The 19,458-nt window shown below is 41.8% G+C and carries 16 protein-coding genes; 13 read left to right on the forward strand and 3 right to left on the reverse strand.

Translation table 11 applies throughout. The features are described 5' to 3' along the window. Window positions 1-22: 22 nt before the first annotated feature. From ACOAOT_RS02415 to ACOAOT_RS02425, 3 genes are read left to right on the forward strand one after another with little or no spacing between them, the layout of a single operon-like run. Window positions 23-754 (forward strand): peptidoglycan recognition protein family protein, encoded by a 732-nt coding sequence (locus ACOAOT_RS02415; protein WP_420215498.1) that lies wholly within the window; start codon window positions 23-25, stop codon window positions 752-754. 24 nt (window positions 755-778) lie between these two features. Beyond that, the gene (locus ACOAOT_RS02420; protein ID WP_420215499.1) at window positions 779-1,609 is read left to right on the forward strand and encodes a response regulator transcription factor; all 831 of its coding nucleotides are present in this window, start codon (window positions 779-781) and stop codon (window positions 1,607-1,609) included. Further along, window positions 1,606-3,342 (forward strand): sensor histidine kinase, encoded by a 1,737-nt coding sequence (locus ACOAOT_RS02425; protein ID WP_420215500.1) that lies wholly within the window; start codon window positions 1,606-1,608, stop codon window positions 3,340-3,342. Before ACOAOT_RS02420 ends, ACOAOT_RS02425 begins: the two co-directional genes overlap by 4 nt. A gap of 11 nt (window positions 3,343-3,353) precedes the next feature. Here the strand turns inward: ACOAOT_RS02425 and ACOAOT_RS02430 are convergent, their stop codons facing one another. Next, entirely contained in the window at window positions 3,354-3,971 is a 618-nt protein-coding gene (locus ACOAOT_RS02430) for a TetR/AcrR family transcriptional regulator C-terminal domain-containing protein (protein ID WP_420215501.1), read from the reverse strand. A gap of 134 nt (window positions 3,972-4,105) precedes the next feature. On the opposite strand from ACOAOT_RS02430, the gene ACOAOT_RS02435 reads away from it, so the two are divergent. The 6 genes from ACOAOT_RS02435 (at window position 4,106) to ACOAOT_RS02460 (ending at window position 9,869) form a co-directional block, all read left to right on the forward strand. Beyond that, window positions 4,106-4,789, forward strand: a complete 684-nt coding sequence (locus tag ACOAOT_RS02435) for a nitroreductase (RefSeq protein ID WP_420215502.1) — start codon at window positions 4,106-4,108, stop codon at window positions 4,787-4,789. A gap of 31 nt (window positions 4,790-4,820) precedes the next feature. Then, window positions 4,821-5,108, forward strand: a complete 288-nt coding sequence (locus ACOAOT_RS02440) for a Dabb family protein (RefSeq protein WP_420215503.1) — start codon at window positions 4,821-4,823, stop codon at window positions 5,106-5,108. Window positions 5,109-5,356: 248 nt separating this feature from the next. Beyond that, the gene (locus tag ACOAOT_RS02445; RefSeq protein ID WP_420215504.1) at window positions 5,357-6,718 is read left to right on the forward strand and encodes an ABC transporter substrate-binding protein; all 1,362 of its coding nucleotides are present in this window, start codon (window positions 5,357-5,359) and stop codon (window positions 6,716-6,718) included. A 69-nt stretch (window positions 6,719-6,787) separates the two neighbouring features. After that, window positions 6,788-7,660 (forward strand): carbohydrate ABC transporter permease, encoded by an 873-nt coding sequence (locus tag ACOAOT_RS02450; RefSeq protein ID WP_420215505.1) that lies wholly within the window; start codon window positions 6,788-6,790, stop codon window positions 7,658-7,660. 67 nt (window positions 7,661-7,727) lie between these two features. Then, on the forward strand, window positions 7,728-8,516 hold the full coding sequence (locus ACOAOT_RS02455) for a carbohydrate ABC transporter permease (RefSeq protein ID WP_420216639.1): 789 nt from the start codon (window positions 7,728-7,730) through the stop codon (window positions 8,514-8,516). A gap of 15 nt (window positions 8,517-8,531) precedes the next feature. After that, window positions 8,532-9,869 (forward strand): glycoside hydrolase family 30 protein, encoded by a 1,338-nt coding sequence (locus tag ACOAOT_RS02460; RefSeq protein ID WP_420215506.1) that lies wholly within the window; start codon window positions 8,532-8,534, stop codon window positions 9,867-9,869. Window positions 9,870-9,879: 10 nt separating this feature from the next. On the opposite strand, the gene ACOAOT_RS02465 is transcribed toward ACOAOT_RS02460, so the two are convergent. Together ACOAOT_RS02465 and ACOAOT_RS02470 are read right to left on the reverse strand one after the other, a co-directional pair. Continuing rightward, complete coding sequence (locus tag ACOAOT_RS02465) at window positions 9,880-10,314, reverse strand: C-GCAxxG-C-C family protein (RefSeq protein WP_420215507.1); 435 nt, start codon at window positions 10,312-10,314, stop codon at window positions 9,880-9,882. 44 nt (window positions 10,315-10,358) lie between these two features. Further along, on the reverse strand, window positions 10,359-11,135 hold the full coding sequence (locus tag ACOAOT_RS02470; protein ID WP_420215509.1) for a TMEM164 family acyltransferase: 777 nt from the start codon (window positions 11,133-11,135) through the stop codon (window positions 10,359-10,361). Window positions 11,136-11,316: 181 nt separating this feature from the next. On the opposite strand from ACOAOT_RS02470, the gene ACOAOT_RS02475 reads away from it, so the two are divergent. The 4 genes from ACOAOT_RS02475 (at window position 11,317) to ACOAOT_RS02490 (ending at window position 19,387) form a co-directional block, all read left to right on the forward strand. Next, window positions 11,317-12,159, forward strand: coding sequence for a transporter substrate-binding domain-containing protein (locus ACOAOT_RS02475; protein ID WP_420215510.1), 843 nt, complete (start codon window positions 11,317-11,319; stop codon window positions 12,157-12,159). 18 nt (window positions 12,160-12,177) lie between these two features. Continuing rightward, window positions 12,178-12,870: an amino acid ABC transporter permease gene (locus ACOAOT_RS02480; protein ID WP_420215511.1), complete on the forward strand. Its 693-nt coding sequence runs from the start codon at window positions 12,178-12,180 to the stop codon at window positions 12,868-12,870. A gap of 4 nt (window positions 12,871-12,874) precedes the next feature. Beyond that, complete coding sequence (locus ACOAOT_RS02485; RefSeq protein WP_420216640.1) at window positions 12,875-13,609, forward strand: amino acid ABC transporter ATP-binding protein; 735 nt, start codon at window positions 12,875-12,877, stop codon at window positions 13,607-13,609. Window positions 13,610-14,029: 420 nt separating this feature from the next. Next, on the forward strand, window positions 14,030-19,387 hold the full coding sequence (locus tag ACOAOT_RS02490; RefSeq protein ID WP_420215512.1) for an S-layer homology domain-containing protein: 5,358 nt from the start codon (window positions 14,030-14,032) through the stop codon (window positions 19,385-19,387). Window positions 19,388-19,458 lie beyond the last annotated feature (71 nt).

The raw sequence follows: 19,458 nt of genomic DNA on the forward strand, positions 1-19,458 counted from the left end.
AAGGCAGTCAGGAGTTTAAGCCATGAATAATCAGACAAAAGATAGAATGGATGAACTGGAACGCCGGCGCAGGTCAAGAGAACGCCGGTATAAGCAAAAGAAAAAGAAGAAAAAAAGAGCATTCTTTTACATATTCCTGCGGTTAGTTATATGGACCGGATTGTTAGCCTGCGTTCTATGGGGATTAATTTCTCTTTTTGGAAGAAACTATGTGGATATCAGGTCTATTACCATGCCAGATTACGTCCAGCAGGACTTTCTGGAATTCAATCCTTATTCAAGACCGGGAACCAGTATGAAACGGATAAACGGAATTGTAATTCACTATGTTGCCAACCCCGGTACAACTGCAAAGCAGAACCGGGATTATTTTGCCAGCTTAAAGGATCAGACAGGGGAGAAAAAGATCTCGGCAAGCAGTCACTTTATTATCGGCCTGGAAGGGGAGATTGTTCAGGAAATCCCCATCTACGAGGTGGCCTACGCAACCTCAAAGGAGAAGAATAAGGATACAGTTTCCATAGAATGCTGTCATCCCGATGAAACCGGTAAATTTAATGACCAGACTTATGCTTCTTTGGTGAAATTTACGGCTCTTTTGTGCAAAGAACTGGGATTGACGGAAAAGGATGTAATCCGGCATTATGATGCCACCGGCAAGGATTGTCCCAGATATTTTGTGGCCCATGAAGATGCATGGAAGCAGTTCTTACAAGATGTAAAAACAGAGAGAAAGGGTATTAAAGAGGAGTAAAACTACAGGCAATGGGGGATTGCAATGTACCGATTATTGATTGTTGACGATGAAGCCATTATCAGACAGGGACTTGGAATGCTGCCCTGGAAGGAAAATGACATTGAGGTTGTGGGGATTTTAAAAGACGGCATTGAGGCGGAAGAGTGGATCGACAGTCAGGAGATCGATATTTTACTTACTGACATCCGAATGCCCGGGCTATCTGGAATCGAACTGGCAAAACGTACCCTGCAGAATTATCCGGATGCAAAAGTCATTCTTCTGACGGGATACGGTGAGTTTGAGTACGCAAGAGAAGCCATTTCACTTGGAGTATCTGACTATATCTTAAAGCCCTCCACACCAGACGAAATCATGGCATGTGTGAAAAATGCATGTGAGAAATTTAATCAGGAAAAAAAGACGAAAATAAAGCTGGAAGAGCTGGAATCAAAAATTCAGGGATACTCTGCTCTTGTTAAGCCCACAGAAGAGATTCTGGAAGCAGAAGAAGAGCGGATCGGGAAAATCATTAAATATATCTATGAAAATTATGACAGAGAGTTAAGCTTATCCGTTCTTTCCGAAGAATTTCACTTTACCACTGTTTACATGAGCCATTATATAAAAAAAGAAACAGGATATACATTTCTTGAGATTCTCACTTCCGTGAGGATGTATTATGCCGCAAAATATCTTACGGAAACCAAGCTGAAAAACGGAGAAATCTGCAGTAAAATCGGTATCTCAGATGAACGGTATTTCGGACAGATATTTAAGAAGAACTACGGTATGACACCGTATGAATACCGAAAATCGGGAAGCCATGCAGTTAATCCCTTTCAGAAATTTACGGAGACAGCCCAGTTATGAAAAGATGGTATCGTAAACTAAATTTCCACAGTAAGCTGATGTTTCTTTTTCTCACTCTCATACTTGTGCCTGTTATTTTTCTTTCATATCTGGAATTTTCCTATGCAAGAAGAATGCTGGCTGATAAAACCAATGATTACTTAAAAAATCTTGCATCAGTCACACTTTCGAAAATTGAAAGCACAGTGACTGCTATTGAAAATGTCGCATTTTATATCAATGGAAATGATACCATACAAAGTTCTTTAAAGTCGGAGCAGGAGCTGGCAGACGACAGACTGGCTTATTACCGTCTCCACAGCAATATCCGGGAGATCCTTTCTTCCTATGCCCTGCTGCGGCAGGAGATTAACGCAATCAGCATCCGGTCTGACTCAGACAGGGAGTACACCTATACGAAAATACGCATCGGGACTCCCCTGGATATCATGGAATATATCAAGGACGAGAATCAGTACTGGGAAGTAAAAAACGGGCATATTGTGCTGATGAAAAAGCTGTACGGTTTTCCTTCTAAAAAATCCCTTGGATATGTCGCCCTTGATGTGAATGAGAAAAGTTTAAATGATATTATTTCTGATATCGATCTGTCCCAGGGAGGCAATGTTTTTCTCGTCAATGAGGAAGGGCGCATTCTGGCAGCCAGTTCCAAGGAACTTTCCGGAGAAATGCTGAAAGAACCTTATATTAACTGCCTCGGGAAGAATGAGGCATTCTACCGGGATGTAAAAATCGGAGATCAGAATTACAGCATTTACAACAGTGCCCCTATCTCAAATGGCTGGCACATGATGCTTGCCATACCAAGAGATTATTACCTGCGGGATGTGACAAAACTAAAGAACATCGTCATACTGGTCACCGCCATAACTGCTTGTCTGGCAGCCCTCATCTCTGCCCTGGTATCCAGGAATATGACAAAACCTCTTCGGGAGCTGACAAAGGCCATGGAGAATTTCGGTCAGGGAGATTTTAATATAAACTGCGAAGTGAATTCCGAAGATGAGATCGGACGGCTGAGCCATACCTTTAATCAGATGGTAAACGATATGAATAGTCTGGTCAGTACGGTCTATGAGCAGAAGGTTATGAAACAGGAAGCCCAGATGAAATCTCTTCAGATGCAGATTAATCCTCATTTTCTCTATAATACCCTGGACACTATTAACTGGATGGCGCGAATACGTCACGCAGATGATATCGGAGATATGGTGGCAGCATTGGGCAATATGATGCGTTATTCTCTGGAAAAGAAGTCATTCGTCCGCATTAGGGAAGAAGTTAAGAATTTAGAGGACTATCTGGCGATTCAGAATTACCGTTACCAGGATAAGATGGAGGCAGTCATTAAAATTGATGAGAGCCTGATGGATCTTTCTATCCCCCGCCTTTTAATACAGCCCATTCTGGAAAATGCCATCGTACACGGAATTGAAGAAAAGCTGGACAAAGGACATATTGTGATTGCGGCCTGGTTAGAGGGTGATGATTTGTATATTCAGGTGGAAGATGATGGCGTGGGCATGACGGAAGAAGCCATATCCCAAATCCTGTCCGAGGATTACTCCATGAAAAAGAGAGGTCATACTTCCATTGGAGTTGTCAATGTCAATCGCAGAATCCAGATGATTTACGGTCAGGATTATGGTCTTCTGATACAAAGCGTGCTGGGAGCCGGAACCAGAATGACCATACACATTCCAGCTGTTTTAAAGGAACAGAATGATAATTAATAGTATCAAAGTTATAGCAAACTGCCAGTATCCTTAATTGTATCCAGTTCCGTTTGAATTTTGTTCCATTCTTTTGAAGTCAGCAAAGAGGCATCGATATGAATATTTTCCGGGATTTGATCTTCAAGAAAATTTGCCAGCTCTGCTTCTGGGATCTTCATCCCTTCTAATGCCCAGTTTGCGGTAAATGAGGATGCTCCATAAGACCAAAATTTAATGAGAGAGATTGTTGAATCATCAAGAGATTTGACTTTACGTAATTGGCAGTGCAGAATGCAGTGAAACTGAAAATTAAAATGAATCATAAAATCCATCAACGAGTTTTGACCGCGGCTTTTAAACGCATTGCTATAAAAATCCTTTTTTTGTTTCATCATACTTAAAATATGAATCATCGTTCCCTCACAAGTTAATTCTTCTTTTGCAAAACGTGCAATTCCATCTTTAAAATCATTAAGATAAATGGTGTTTACAGCATCATATTTATCAATAAAATGGAAATAAAAAGTCTGCCTTGTTAATAAACTTGTGGCTGCAATCTCATTGACTGAGATCCTTTCAATTGTTTTTTTGTTCATCAGTAATTCTACGGTGTTTAAAAGCTGATTCTTTGTATCATTTTTTTTCATAGTTACACCTCAGGGGAAATAAAAGTAAACATTGGATTTACAAAATGGGAATATTGTAAATTCATTTTAAGCTTAACATACCCTATAATTGTAAGCAAGAAAAAAATTATAGCCAAAATAGCTGGAGGTTTATTATGAATGTAAAAGAAGGGATTTTTACCAGAAGATCTACAAGGGCATTTCTTGCGGATCGTCAGATTGCGGAAGAGACAATTAGAGAACTTATCGAAATAGCAGGTCATTCACCGTCCTGGAGCAGCAGCCAGCCATGGGAGGTATATGTTGTAACTGGTGAAAAAATGAAAAATTTAAAAGAGGCGTGGAAGGCAGAGACCTTAAAAGGTATCCCAGAACATTTTGATCGTTCCGATATTCCCGGTCCGGGATTTGATGATTGGAAAGAAGCCCCTTTGTGTGTTGAGAACATGGCAATCTGGAAAGAGAACCGCTTAAATGTAATGGGTGTTACAAAGGAGGAATATGGACAGATTTTATCGGGACTGTTCCTGACGCATTTTGATGCACCAACTTGTGTTTACCTATGCCTGAATAAGAGTCTGTCAGAATATTCATACTATGATCTGGGCGCATTTGGCCAGACATTGATGCTTGCAGCTACGGAACGAGGCATTGATACAATGGCTGCATACAGCCCTGTTATGTTTGGAGACCTGCTGCATGAGGAACTTGGTATTCCAGAAAACACAAATATTGTATTGGGAATTTACATGGGTTATAGAGATCCGGATCATTTTGTAAATAAGCCGGATGCTATCCAGATGGATCTGGACAAATATTTAAAAATTATAACAAAATAGTTGACTGAAATATAGAAATGAGGTTAATAAGATGATAACAAATAATCTACTCATCAAATTGAAAGAGCGTAACAATGAAAATATTGAGAAAACAAAAGCAGCTTTATTAAGTATGCAGGGAAAAATAGAGGTTCTTATAGAAGTGCAGGTTGAAACAGATATTCTTAATAAAGAAGTATCATATGATGTTTTGCTGATTACAAAATTTGCAACATTGGAGGATATGAATGCTTATATAACACACCCTGATCATATTGATGCATACCAAAGTATTCAGCATCTAATAGAGACTGTAGCATCTGTCTGCTACGAATCATAAATTTACATAATCTGATATAACAATTAAAGAACAAGGATGAAAACAGTGTTTTTCAGTCTTGTTCTTTTTTTCGTATAAATGGTAGTTGAGATTAATTTTTTAAACATTTTCATTAAATTAGTATGTATAAACCACAACTATAAATTGCTATAATAATAAACAGAAATCAGCGCTGATGGGGAATGATAAGTAATATTGGCAACCAGAATGATATTTTGCCGTTTTATGACGGCAGATTGGAGAGGGCTATGAAAAAAAGACAAATCGGAATGTTGTTATGTGCAGCGGCAGCGGCCATTGCTTTAGCAGGCTGCGGAAGTGGTAAAACAAAAACGGAGGACACCAAGGCAGGTCAGGAGAGCAGTAAGGAAACCGGTAAGGAAAGCAGTCAGGCTGCAGCGGGCAAAGATGTGGTAATCAAGGTGTTTTCCAACTTACCAGACCGTACCAGCGGTCAGGGTCTGATTGAACAGATGCTGTTTGACCAGTACATGGAGAAGAATCCCAATGTAAAGATCCAGGTGGAAGCGCTGGACGACGAAAGCTATAAAACCAAATTCAAAGCATATGCATCAGGTTCAGATATGCCGGATTTAGTAAATGCATGGGGGCAGCCGTCATTTCTTGATGAAGTGATTGATGCCGGACTTCTGGCAGAATTAAATCCTGCAGATTATAAGGATTATGGATTTATCCAGGGTGCTCTGGACGGATTCAGCAAGGATGGAAAATTATATGGACTTGCAAGAAATACCGACGTAATGGCATTTTATTACAACAAGTCCATGTTTGAAAAATATGGAGTAAAGGTTCCTGAGACCTATGATGATTTACTGGCAGCTGTTAATACATTTAAGTCAGCAGGCGTAATTCCGGTATCCATGGATGGTTCTGACAAATGGCCTCTTTCCATCTATATCAACGCATTGTATCAGCAGTATAACGGCAGCTCATCTTCCAAGGAAATCAGAGAAGCAGTAAAAACTGGTGATTATTCCAATGAAGCATGGACAAAATCTCTGGATCAGCTGAAAAAATCCATTGATGCAGGCATCTTCCAGACAGGATTTGAGACAACCGATTATGCCACCAGCATGAATTTATTCACCAATGGCCAGGCAGCCATGTATTACATGGGAAGCTGGGAAATGTCCATGGCAACCAATGAAAATATTCCGGAAGAGATCAGAAATAACATTGGCGTATTCAATATGCCGGCAGTAGAAGGCGGAAAGGGCACAAAAACCGATCTTACAGCATGGAATGGCGGCGGTCACGCAGTAACAGCCAACTCAAAGGTTAAGGCGGAAGCCATCAAGCTGTTAAACTATATGTATCAGCCTGAAAACTGGTCCAAGCTTTGCTGGGAAAAGGGAGTATGTATGTCAGCCCAGAATTTCTCACAGTATTTAACAGGCAAAGAAACTGCGCTGCAGCTGGAGTTTGTAGATAAGGTAAATCACGCAACAAGCATTTCCGGAGTAACATTTAACGATCTGGGAACCAACCAGTTTAAAACAGTCAGTGAGGATGCCTCTGTTGAATTTGCCATCGGTCAGCTTACAGCAAAGGATTTTACAGATAAACTGGCAGGTGCAATGAAGAAATAGAACTTCGGTTTTCACATAAGGGGGCTGCAGCAACAGCTCCCTTTGTCTTACAAAAAGTGAGGAAAAAATATGCATAAATTATACAGCAATAAGAAAGTCATCTTTTCTTTGATGGCTCCCGGGCTCTTTGTATTTGCAGCTGCCATTCTGGCACCCATTCTTTTAAGTGTGTACTATGGTTTTACCGACTACTCAGGAATTGGAAAAAGCAGCTTTATCGGGCTTGATAACTACAAAACCCTGTTTCAGGATTCCGTATTCTGGACAGCACTTCGCAATTCCCTGTTTTTAGCCATTGGCTTCATCTGTATCCAGCATCCTCTTGCCATGCTGACGGCTATTAAGTTAGATAAGCTCCAGGGAAAGGCAGAGGGACTGTTTCGCTGTATTTTCTTTATCCCAAATGTAATTTCTGTTGCAGTAATTGCTTACCTGTGGAAATTTATCTATAATCCCAACTTCGGCCTGGTTGCGAAGGTGTTAAAGAACTTGGGATTTACGGGTCAGCTTAATCTCTTAGGCTCCGGCAACGCAATCTGGTCGGTACTGGTGGTCTTAATCTGGCACGGATTTGGCTGGGGAATGCTGATTTATTATACAGGCGTTAAAAATATAGATCCCGTTATGTATGAGGCAGCCTCCATTGACGGGGCAAATGGAAGGGATATTTTCTTTCATATCACTCTGCCTTTAATGAAGCCGGTCATTCAGGTGAATGTGACCATGGCGGTAATCGCAGCATTAAAACAGATGGAGACCGTATATTTACTCACGGCAGGAGGTCCCGGCAATGAGACTCAGTTTATGGCAAGTTACTTATACAAACAGGCGTTTCAGTCCTATAAATACGGTTATGGAAATTCCATCAGTGTAATGTTTATTGTGATCTGTCTGATATCCACTGTTGCACTTAACCGTATATTTGCAGAAAGAGAGGAATAGCCATATGGATAAATCAGCGATAGCAACAACCAGAAATAATCCGGGAAGAGTGCTGACCATCACGGTTATGACAATCATAGCCGGAATCCAGATGTTTCCGTTAATCTGGCTGATTGACTTTTCTCTCTGCAATAGCAATGAACTGTTTACAAATGGGATTCTGGTATGGCCGAAAAAAATTCAATGGGTAAATTATGTTCTGGCTTTTACAAACGGAAATTTTCTCCATTATTTGAAAAACAGCCTGTTAATCAATACACTGGCGGTGGTACTTGTTCTGATTATCTCCATTATGGCGGCATTTGCCTGCAGCAGAATGGAGTGGAAGTTAAAGCAAGCAGCTTCCATTTTAATGGTTATGGGTATGATGATTCCGGTTCATGCAACCCTGCTTCCCAATTACGTAATTTACGACAAACTGGGGATTACAGATACCATATGGGCGCTGCTCATTCCCTACGTGGCATTTTCCCTGCCTCAGGGGTTTTTCCTCACCACCAGTTTCATGAGTTCCATTCCCAAAGAGTTGGAAGAGGCTGCTTTAATTGATGGTTGTGGAATTTACCGCATTCTCACCATTATTATTTTCCCGCTTATGAAATCCTCAATCGTTACAGTTTCAATTATGACCTATTTAAACAACTGGAATGAATTTATGCTGGCAATTACCTATTTAAGCAGTAAAAAATGGAAGACACTTCCCTTTGCCATTCTGGAATTTACAGGGCAGTATTCATCCAATTACGCAGTTCAGTTTGCGGTAATGGCCTTATCTGCAGCACCGGCATTAATTATTTATATTATTTTAAATAAGCACATTACAAAAGGGGTAGCACTTGGAGCAGTTAAGGGATAAGAAGGAGGTATGGCTTTGAATATACATCAGTATCTGACGTTTGGAGATGCAATGCTTTTGCAGGAAGAAACGGATGGGGAATTTCTTCCTGATGATGGAACGGAAAATGAGGTGATTAATCTTTATCCTCACATGGGTTATCAGACCATGGAAGGATTTGGAGGCGCGTTTACCGATGCAGCAGGATCCGTATTTGCAAAAATGAGCAAAGAACAGCAGGATGAACTGATTGGGAAGTATTTTTCACCAGAGCAGATGAATTACCAAATGGTTCGGATTCCAGTGGACAGCTGTGATTTTTCCACCCATATGTATGCAGCAGATGATAAGGAAGAGGATGAGGATTTTGAACATTTCAGTTTTCAGGATGTAGAGCAGTACATTCTCCCTCTTTTGGACCGGGCAGAGGCATACTGCAAACGAAAACTGCCGATTATGCTTTCCCCGTGGTCTCCCCCCGCCTATATGAAAACCAATTTAAACCGGAAAGAAGGCGGAGCCCTGAAGAAAGAGTTTTACAGCCGGTGGGCCAGATATTTATGCCGTTATATCAAAGAATATACGGACAGGGGCTATCACATTCAGAGACTTTCCATACAAAATGAACCCAAAGCAGTACAGCCATGGGATTCCTGTGTTTACTCTGCCAGCGAGGAACGAGGTTTTATCAGAGATTTCCTGGTGCCGGAGATGGGGAAAAACAATTTAAGCCATATAGAATTGTTTATATGGGATCACAATAAAGAACGGGCATTTGAACGAGCCTGTGAAGTAATGAGTGACAAGACGGAAGAACTGGTTGCAGGCGTGGCGTTTCACTGGTACAGCGGAGATCATTTTGATGCCCTGTCACTGATTCACGAGAAATACCCGGATAAAAAGCTGATCTTATCCGAAAGCTGTCTGGAGTTCTCTAAATTTGGAAAAGAAGACCAGTCCGTTAATGCCGGAAGGCTGGCCCATGATATGATTGGCAATTTAAATCATGGAATGAGCGGATTTTACGACTGGAACGTTCTGCTTGACGAAAAAGGAGGACCGAATCATACCGGAAATTACTGTGACGCACCATTCCTTTATCATGAAGAGACCAAAAAACTGGAAGAGAGGTTCGTACTCCGCTATTACTGGCATTTTACCCATTTTATTCAGCCCGGTGCAGTGAGAATTGCAGCTACCTGTTATACGTCTTTCCTTGATGTAACGGCCTGGGAAAATCCGGATCATTCCATTGCAGTAATTATTTTGAACAGAAGCAGCAGTGATCTGCCCTATGCACTTCGAATATCCGGAAAGCTGGTAAAATATACAGCGAAGGCTTCCTCCATTATAACAGCGGTAATAAAAGAATAGAAGAATCGGATTAATTTTCCGATTCTTCTTTAAATATTGTCTGTTCAATTATCATGACTGCATCAGCGATGCAGTCGTTGCAGGGGCGAAGAACCTTTCCGGTTTCAACCCCTTTTAAATCTTTACATACAACACTTCCATTCTGTTCTTTAAAGCTTTGAAGACATGCTCTGGAGGCTTCATAAGAAACCCTCTTGGAGTTTGGTTTATCAAGCTGAGCCGTACTGTTTTTTAAACCTGACAAAACGGCAGCAGCACCGATGGCTCCGCATGTCCCTTCCATTCCTCCCATTCCAAGTCCCATACCTTCTGTGAAACGGAACATAGTTGCTTCATCCACACCGGTTTTATCACAGAATACGCAGGAAACAGCCTGCGCGCAATTGTAACCCTCTGCGTGTTTTTCCAGAGCCTTCTTTGCTCTGTCAGTCATTGGTTCAGTCATGTGTCATTCCTCCTGATGAATGATTAAATTAATGTTACTCCTGGTCAGACAGTCTGCCGGGAAGAATAAAGATGAAATTTCCCAAATATAAAGTGAAAAATAAATCCACCCAGGCAGGTAACTGCCAGATAGAGGGCATTCCCGATGGAAATTCCATATTTTATGGCAATATCATGAAATACAATCTGTGCAGATGGATAATAAGGTGAAATATAAAACATATCTGCCTGGCCCAAAGGCTTAGCTGTCCGGTTAATGATCGATGCTACAATACAACAGACAAAGAATAATGGCAGTGTCCGGATAAATCCTCTTGTGGTTGTATCAGAACAGCGGGAAAAGGCAATTACCAGGCCGATATAAATCAGCAGCAGGTGCCAGATCAGGCCGTGTATAGTCAGTACCCAGTAAGGATGAAATAATCCTGACGGTTCAGCCAGTGCCATAATTCCGCCAAGGAGATTAAAATCCTGCATAAAAGTATAGAGCACCGTCTTCTTTCCCGCAGAAGGCACAAATGGCAGCACCAGACAGAAATACATAGGAAGGCTGCACAACTGAAATGGAAAATACCACCAGTTGTAAGTCTGGTCATTCACCACATAATATAAGAATAACTGTTTATAGCATTCCGAGGCTGCAAGTACAATGCCGCAGAGAAATAAAAGTCCGGGTATCTGGTTGTTCTTTATTTTTCTTGTGGTGTAATAGGACAGAAAAACTACGAAAATGAGCCCTGCAGAGACAAAAAAAAGGTGAAAAAACGAGTAGGGGGCAGGCGGTGTCATAGGCCATGCCGTTTTTATAAGGATATCCTTCATATCGGTTCCCTTTCTTCCCTGATTATTAATCAGGTATATTATAATGGATGGCAAAAAAACATGCAAGGCAATTGAACAATCTTCCTTCTAAGTACTTGATTAATTCCGAAAATGCTATATAATGTATAACTGATACTTATTTTATAATTATGCAGATTTGTGTATAAGAGGAGGAATCATTATGAAGAAAAATAAAATTGCAGTTGCAGTAGCATTATGTATGGCAGCAGTATTAACCGCATGTGGCGGGACAGCAAAAACAGAGACAACAAAGGCAGCAGGAGCAGAGACAACAAAAGCTGGAGCTGAGACAACAAAAGCAGCAGAAGAAACAACAAAAGCAGGAGCAGAAAGCTCAGCAGCAGGCGGTAAGCTTGTTATGGTAACCAATGCAGAGTTCCCTCCTTACGAATATCATGATAACAATGATATCGTAGGTATTGATGCAGATATCGCAAAAGCCATTGCTGATAAGATGGGCATGGAACTGGAGATTCAGGATATGGCATTTGATTCCCTCATCCCTGCTGTTCAGTCCGGCAAAGCAGATTTTACTGCTGCTGGTATGACTGTAAATGAAGATCGTAAAAAGAATGTGGACTTTACTGATACCTATGCACAGGCAGCTCAGGTTATTATTGTAAAAGATGGCAGTGAGATTAAAGTACCAGCAGATTTAGACGGCAAGAAGATCGGCGTTCAGACTGGAACAACTGGTGATATTTATGCAGGTGACATTAAAGACGCCAATATCAATCGTTATAACAAGGGAATGGAAGCAGTTATGGCTCTTACCCAGGGAAAAATAGATGCCGTAGTCATTGACCGTGAACCAGCAAAAGTATTTGTAAAAGAGAATGCAGGCTTAAAGATTCTTGATGAAGCATTTACAGAAGAAGAATACGCAATTGCTATTAAAAAAGGAAATACAGAACTGTTAGAGAAGATGAATGCTGCAATCAAGGAATTAAAAGATTCCGGCGAACTTCAGAAGATTGTGGATAAATACATCACAGCAAAATAAGAATAAAGGAAGAGTGCCATGTGGGAAAAGCTAAGAGATGATTTCTATCAGAATTTTATCGTAGACGACCGTTGGAAATACATTGCCGACGGATTGCAGAATACGTTAAAAATCACGTTTTTTGCAGTCTTAATCGGAATATTGCTGGGATTTTTAGTTGCAGTGATTCGGTCTACTTATGAAAATACACATAAGCTGAAAGTACTGAACTGGATCTGCGGGGTTTATCTTACGGTAATCCGCGGAACACCGGTAGTAGTTCAGCTCATGATCATGTATTTTGTGATCTTTTCCTTTCATGATCCGGGACAGGTATTTACTGCGGTTGTAGCATTCGGAATCAACTCCGGTGCCTACGTGGCTGAAATCTTCCGAAGTGGTATCAGCAGCATTGAAAAGGGGCAGTTTGAAGCAGGAAGGAGTCTGGGCTTTAACTATGCCCAGACCATGTGGTTTATTATTATGCCCCAGGCATTTAAAAATGTAGTTCCGACTCTGGCCAATGAGTTTATCGTGCTGTTAAAGGAAACCTCAGTAGCAGGTTACATAGGACTGCAGGATTTAACGAAAGGCGGAGATATTATTAAGAGCCGCACCTATTCTGCATTCATGCCTCTCATTGCAGTGGCAGTCATTTATCTGGTTATGGTTATGGTGTTTTCACGGCTGGTAAGGGTACTGGAGAGGAGGCTGCAGAGAAGTGAGCATTAATAATATGGAAAAACCTCTGATTCAGGTACAGAATCTGGGAAAAAAATTTGGCGATATGGAAGTGTTAAAAGACATTTCCGTTGATATTTACAAAGGTGATGTGGTGTGCGTGATCGGACCCTCGGGTTCAGGAAAAAGTACATTCCTGCGTTGCTTAAACAGACTGGAAGAGCCCAGTGGCGGCCATATTCTTTTTGAAGGCGCAGATATCGTGGATAAAAAGACTGATATTGACAAGCACCGTCAAAAGATGGGAATGGTATTCCAGCAGTTTAACTTATTCCCTCATATGACGATTTTAAAGAACTTAACAATTGCACCGGTTAAGCTGCAGGGAAAAAGTGAGAAAGAAGCGAAAGAACAGGCTTTAAAGCTTCTTCATAAGGTAGGTCTGGCAGACCGTGCGGATGCCTATCCTAACCAGCTCTCCGGCGGTCAAAAGCAGAGAATTGCCATTGTGCGCGCTTTGTGTATGAATCCGGATGTGATGCTGTTTGACGAACCGACTTCTGCACTTGACCCTGAAATGGTAGGAGAAGTGTTAACCGTTATGCGGGAACTGGCAGAAGAAAAGATGACCATGGTGGTTGTTACCCATGAGATGGGATTTGCCAGAGAGGTAGCGACCAGAGTTATGTTTATGGACGGCGGTTACTTCCTGGAAGAGAACGAACCTGGAGAATTTTTTGCTGATCCAAAGAATGACAGGCTGAAACTGTTCTTAAGTAAAGTACTTTAGTGGTATTATAGTTTCAAAACTTATAAAAATATCTTAAAATGTCACTGATTTGTTACTGAATCAGTGACATTTTTGCTTAACAAATCTAAATGTTAAAAATATTCTGCAGTATAAAAAATTACATCTATTATTTTCCAAAAACATATGATATACTACAAAAAAATGTCGAATTATTTGTTTTTATGTTGAATTATCAGAGACCACTAGGCTAAAATTTAGTCAGGATTGCTGATTTTTTTAAATTACACTATTTTTGAAGGGAGTTGAACGCTAAGATCAATTATAAGCTATCAATCAAGACATTGCGGCCAAACAACTAGAAGGATGAATAATGGTTCTATCACGTTTCAAAGCAGGGAAGCCAGTGAGAAGGACCGGACATAACTCCGTATCTCTGTAAGAAAAAATGGGAGAAAACGTATGATGAGGAGAATAATAAGCATATTTCTTATAATATGCATGGTCGTTGGTCTGACGCCGATATCGGTAGTGGCAGAGGAAGGGAATCCTGGCCAGACATCGGAAAGTTTTACCACACAAAATGAGGATTATGAATCAGCAACACCGTCTGAAGCGGAAGAAGAGCCGGAGACGGAAGAACCACAGACAGAAGCACCGCAGGAAACAACCGCAGAACCGGAAGAGCTTGCAGAACCGGAAACAATTACAGAACCAGCTGCAATGCCTTTTGAGTTTGAAGAAGCAACGCCGGCTCAGGCATTGATGGCAGGTCTGGTACCTGATATTGAGTATCTGGGACAATCTTCATATACATTTATTGCTGCGGATGTAGGCTATAGTTCGATAGCACCCAATCAGATACGTATTAAGAACAACGGAGCGGTTTCCACTGGAATTCTGGATATCGTATTAACCGGAAGTAACAAAGATGATTATAATGTTACCAAAACCTCTCTTCCCAGCATTGGGGAAAATGAATCTGATTATTTTAACGTATCGCCAAAAACCGGGCTTTCAGTTGGTATTTATACGGCTACTGTAACAGTATTGGACGGCAACGACGTACTTGGAAGTACTGAATTAAGTTTTACCGTTACACCTGCTGGATCAAAGTATCCTGTAATAATAAAAACTTATATTGATAACACTCTCTCCGATATGGCAGGAGCGGTGGAATTAAGAAATTTACAGACCACTACTGAGGTTCCTAAAACGGGAACTGGTTCGTATGAAACCACAGCTGCAAATGGTACATATAATGTCTATGTAGACGGTAAGGATACAAACCAGATTATTGAAATAAGTAATGCAACAAAGTATGTATATCTTGATTATTATACAGTCAGTTTTTCGGCATCCTATGCCGGAACAGCAACGGGAAGCAGTATTAATGCGACTGCTGGAGGGACAACCATTGCCAACGGTGCAAAGGTTATAAGAGGAACCGTTGTTACGATTACAGCAGCCGGAGTTGGTGCTGCAGGGTATGCTTATGCGTGGAGCGGAAGCGGAATAACCAGCGGTCAGACTACAGAATCACTGACAACGACTTACCTCTCCGGACCGATAAATGCAACATGCCTGGTAACCGGAGTAGGGGTGATGCCATCAGATCCTGATTATAAAATTGGTGCCAACAGCTATATGTGGACCGGATCAGATCAGACAATTATACTGTCAGGAACCAATGATACACTTAGTATTTTAAAATCTCCCACAGCTATTATCAGAATTGACGTCCGATCTGAGGATTTATCCACAGTGACAATTGATGGAAATGATATTCCCTGTGATAAGACTTATATAGAAGTCTATAATGATATTACGCTGAATCTGATAGACCTTACGATTACTGCGCCTGATAAAGCGGGAGTGGAAAGCTCTGCAATGATCCTTAATAAAACTGATGGCGAAACGGATCAGATGAATATTAATGTAAGTGGAACCTGTAATTTAACCGGTTCCAGCTGGGGAAGTGGTATTCGCTCCATACACGACCAGGATTTGTCCATTACTGGTAGTGGTACATTAAATGTAACCGGCGGCAGCACTACCGACAGCAATCTTACCGCAGGTCAGGGAATTGATATGGAAGGTTATACTTATGCCAGCAATTCCGGTGCCAGGCTTACCATTGACGGAGGCGTAACGGTTAATGCAACAGGAGGAGATGGTGAGAATAATAACGGGGGAACCGGCATCAGAGTTGGCTGGGGAACGATCCGGATTGGGAATTCGGTGGTTACAGCAACTGGAGGAGATTCAACCGCAGCCAGTAACTGGACTTCTGGACATGGTATTCAGGCTTCCTTCCCTGCCAATAATCATTCCAAGGGCGGAAATATCCTCATTGAGGATGGTACGGTAACCGCAACCGGAGGTGATTCGGAAAACACCCCTGCCGGAAGAGGAATCGATGCAATGAGCCAATTGGACATCACCGGAGGAACTGTAACTGCAGAAGGCGGATACAGCAAAAAAGCTCTGGGTGGATATGGAATATATGCTTATGAGCAGAATGTAAATATATCTGGAGGAACCGTAACAGCAATGGGCGGTGACAGTCAGGATTCTCCTGCCGGAACAGCAATTGCTACCAATTACAAAGATGTGGATATAACTGGAGGAACCGTAACCGCCATTGCTGGTAACGGTAAAACAAACAGTTCTCTTGGATTGTACAGCTATTCGGGTAACATAAACATCTCCCAGGCTTCAGTAACCGCCATAGGCGGCAATGGCCAGGTCAACGGTTCCCACGCCGTTTATACACATACCGGACTAATAAATATTGGTGATGGAGCTGATGTTACTGCCATAGGAGGTAACGGAACTACCGGAGTCGGTGGTGTTGGACTGCGTGCTTACGGAAGCAGTGAAGCATCAAATGCTGACCGGGGAACTGTCAGCATTTCAAAAGATGCAGGAGATATCTATATTCGCGGCGGCCGGGGGGCATCCGCAACCCGGGATTCTGTAATGGGAAGAAAAATATACATTTCTACCGGAAATATTGATCTGATTTCAATGGAATCCGGGACCTCCCGTACGATTATGAATGCAGAGGGCGGTGATAACGTATACCGTATGAAAGCGGTAGTCAGCCCTGCAGCTGAGACTGTTATTTCCTCAGAAGTAAACGGAACACCAGGAAGATACACTTACAGAGCTGTAACAAAGGACGATGGCGTAGCCTCTCTGTGGCTTCCGGCAGGATCACAGACGGTATCATCATCTGGTTATGCAAGTAAAAGTGCAGATATAGATGGAAATGACGGATCAGTAAAAGAAGTGACCCTTACCCAAACACCTACACTGACTGTGCCTGGGGCACCCTTAAATGTTACAGCAGTTGCCGGTGATAGAAATGCAGTTGTAAGCTTCAATCCGCCAGCAAATAACGGTGGAAGCTCCATTCTGTCTTACATAGTGACTTCCAATCCGGGCGGCGTGGTAACCAGTGGATCGTCCAGTCCAATTACAGTAACAGGTCTGACAAATGGAGTTTCCTACACCTTCACTGTCAAAGCTGTCAATTCGGCAGGAACAGGAATAGACTCTGCACCATCTGCCCCGGTAACACCAAAAGCAGTTGTGGAAGGCACTTTTAAAGTTTCTGGAAAAGTAGTTGAGGAAAACGGCAATCCCGTACCCGGTGCGTTCCTTGTATTAAAAAAAGGAAACCGCCAGGTAGGAACCACTTCAACGGACGAAACTGGTAATTTTACAATCAACGGTATACCAAACGGTACCTATAATCTGCAGGTAACGAAAGAAGGTAAAGTTGTGACAGTTCTCGTTGTGGTTGACAATGAAGATTATGTACTGAGCGAACCGATTAAAATGCCGTCAGGTACGACCAACAGTATTGTAGAAGTAAAAGCCGGAACTCCTGATATTGTGGTGGGTAACTTAGAGGAACAATTTACCCAGGAAGATAAGGATTTTGCACAGATTTCCGGCAACAAAGTGGAAATCAAACTGGTGGCAGATCTAAAACAAAAAGAAGAAATTAAAGATGATGCAGATAAGATATTAAATACGGCCGGTGGAAGTACCATAGGGCTCTACCTGGACCTGTCCGCATTTAAAACACGGACAGAAAACAGCATACCAGGTACACCCGAGAGGCTGGGAAATCTGCCTGAGATTATTGAAATCGTATTTCCAATGCCTGAAAATCTGAGAGGAAAATCAGGGATAAAAGTACACAGGGTTCATAATGGAATCCCACAGACCCTTCAAAACGGCAGTCCGGATGAAAACGGAGAATATTTTGTCGCAGCAACAGATACAATTACCATTTATACTAAGAGCTTTTCAACCTATGCAATCAGTTACACTGAGAGCGGCACAGGAGGAAACCCAGGAAGTGACAGCAATTCAGAAACATCAAAAGCAGTTTGCAGCAGATGGCCAGGCCAGCCGGTTATGGGTAGGGAAGATATTTCAGTTACTCATTCAGAGAATGGAGAGGCTTATGCAGCAATTACAGAAAAAGCTGTTTTAGATGCTGCAACCAGGGCATGGGAAGAAGCAAAAGCAAAAGGAAAGACAGCAAACGGTATCGGTATTTCTCTGACTGTAAAAGATTTAGGAGATCAGAAGGTTGTTGGATTTGTTATCCCACAGTACATATTAAAGATCCTGACAGAGAAATACATCAGACAGTTTGAGCTAAGGAGCGGTATGATAGCCTTAAATCTGGATTTGGAGGCACTGAGAAATCTACGTGTCCAGAGTACGGGAGACGTTACCATTACCATGACTCCCGAAACCAGACGTGACCGCAACGCCCAGACAATTATTATGAACAGACCAGTATACCGCGTAACAGCCGGATATAACAAAGACGGCAATCATATGGAGATTAAATCAATTGGAAATGGAAGTGCCATTTACTCAATTCCATACACTCCGGACAAAGAAGATTCAGGATATCTTTACGCAGTATCGGTTGACGAACAGGGAAATGCAGCCCGTATTACAAACTCTGCATATGACGCTAATACAAAGAGTATAATCTTTACCTCCAATCAGTTCCAGGCAGGCGGAGTGGGCTATACCCAGGGCAATCGTTTCACTGACATCTCCGCTCATTGGGCAAAAGAAGCAATGGATTATGCGGACGGACGGGGACTGATTACCGGTACCTCTGACACCGTATTTTCACCGGATGATAACATTACCCGTGGAATCCTTGTCACAGCACTTGGCAGGCTGGCAAATGTCGACCCAGGACTTTATCAGGCCAACAGTTTTACAGATGTAAGTTCTGACAACAATGCAGCATCTTACGCAGACTGGGCGAATAAAAAAGGTATTATAAAAGCTTCTGGAAACGGAGAGTTTTTACCAGATCAGCCTGTAACCAGAGAGGAAATGGCTCTTATTTTACAAAATTATACGAAAGCAGTCATGAGTTGTCCGCTATCCATTACCAGAGATGCAATTAACTATGATGATAACGCAGGCATTGACAGTGTATACAAAAAAGCTGTTACTTCCATGCAGCAGGTGGGCGTGATAATGGGCGAAAAGAATAATAACTTTAATCCAAAGAACAACGTCACCCGGGCTCAAGCCAGCATGATGCTTTATCGTCTGGCAAAGCTCACCATAGATCCTTCCAGTGCACAGGGCTGGGCACGCAATGATGGCGGCCAGAATCTCTACTATGAGGATGGAAAAGCATATACTGGTTGGCTGGATACAAATGGTAAGAAATATTACTTCTATGCCGATGGTATCCTTGCAATAGGCACTAGAATTGACGGACATGATGTAGATGAAAATGGAGTTATGAAAACAGAATAACAGATAAGTAAATAGTAATAAAAATCCCCCTGATTATAAAAAAATCGCTTTTTTATCTGCGTTTTTCCAAT

The sequence above is a fragment of the Lacrimispora struthionigena genome, assembly GCF_048627165.1.
Lineage (GTDB): Bacteria > Bacillota > Clostridia > Lachnospirales > Lachnospiraceae > Lacrimispora.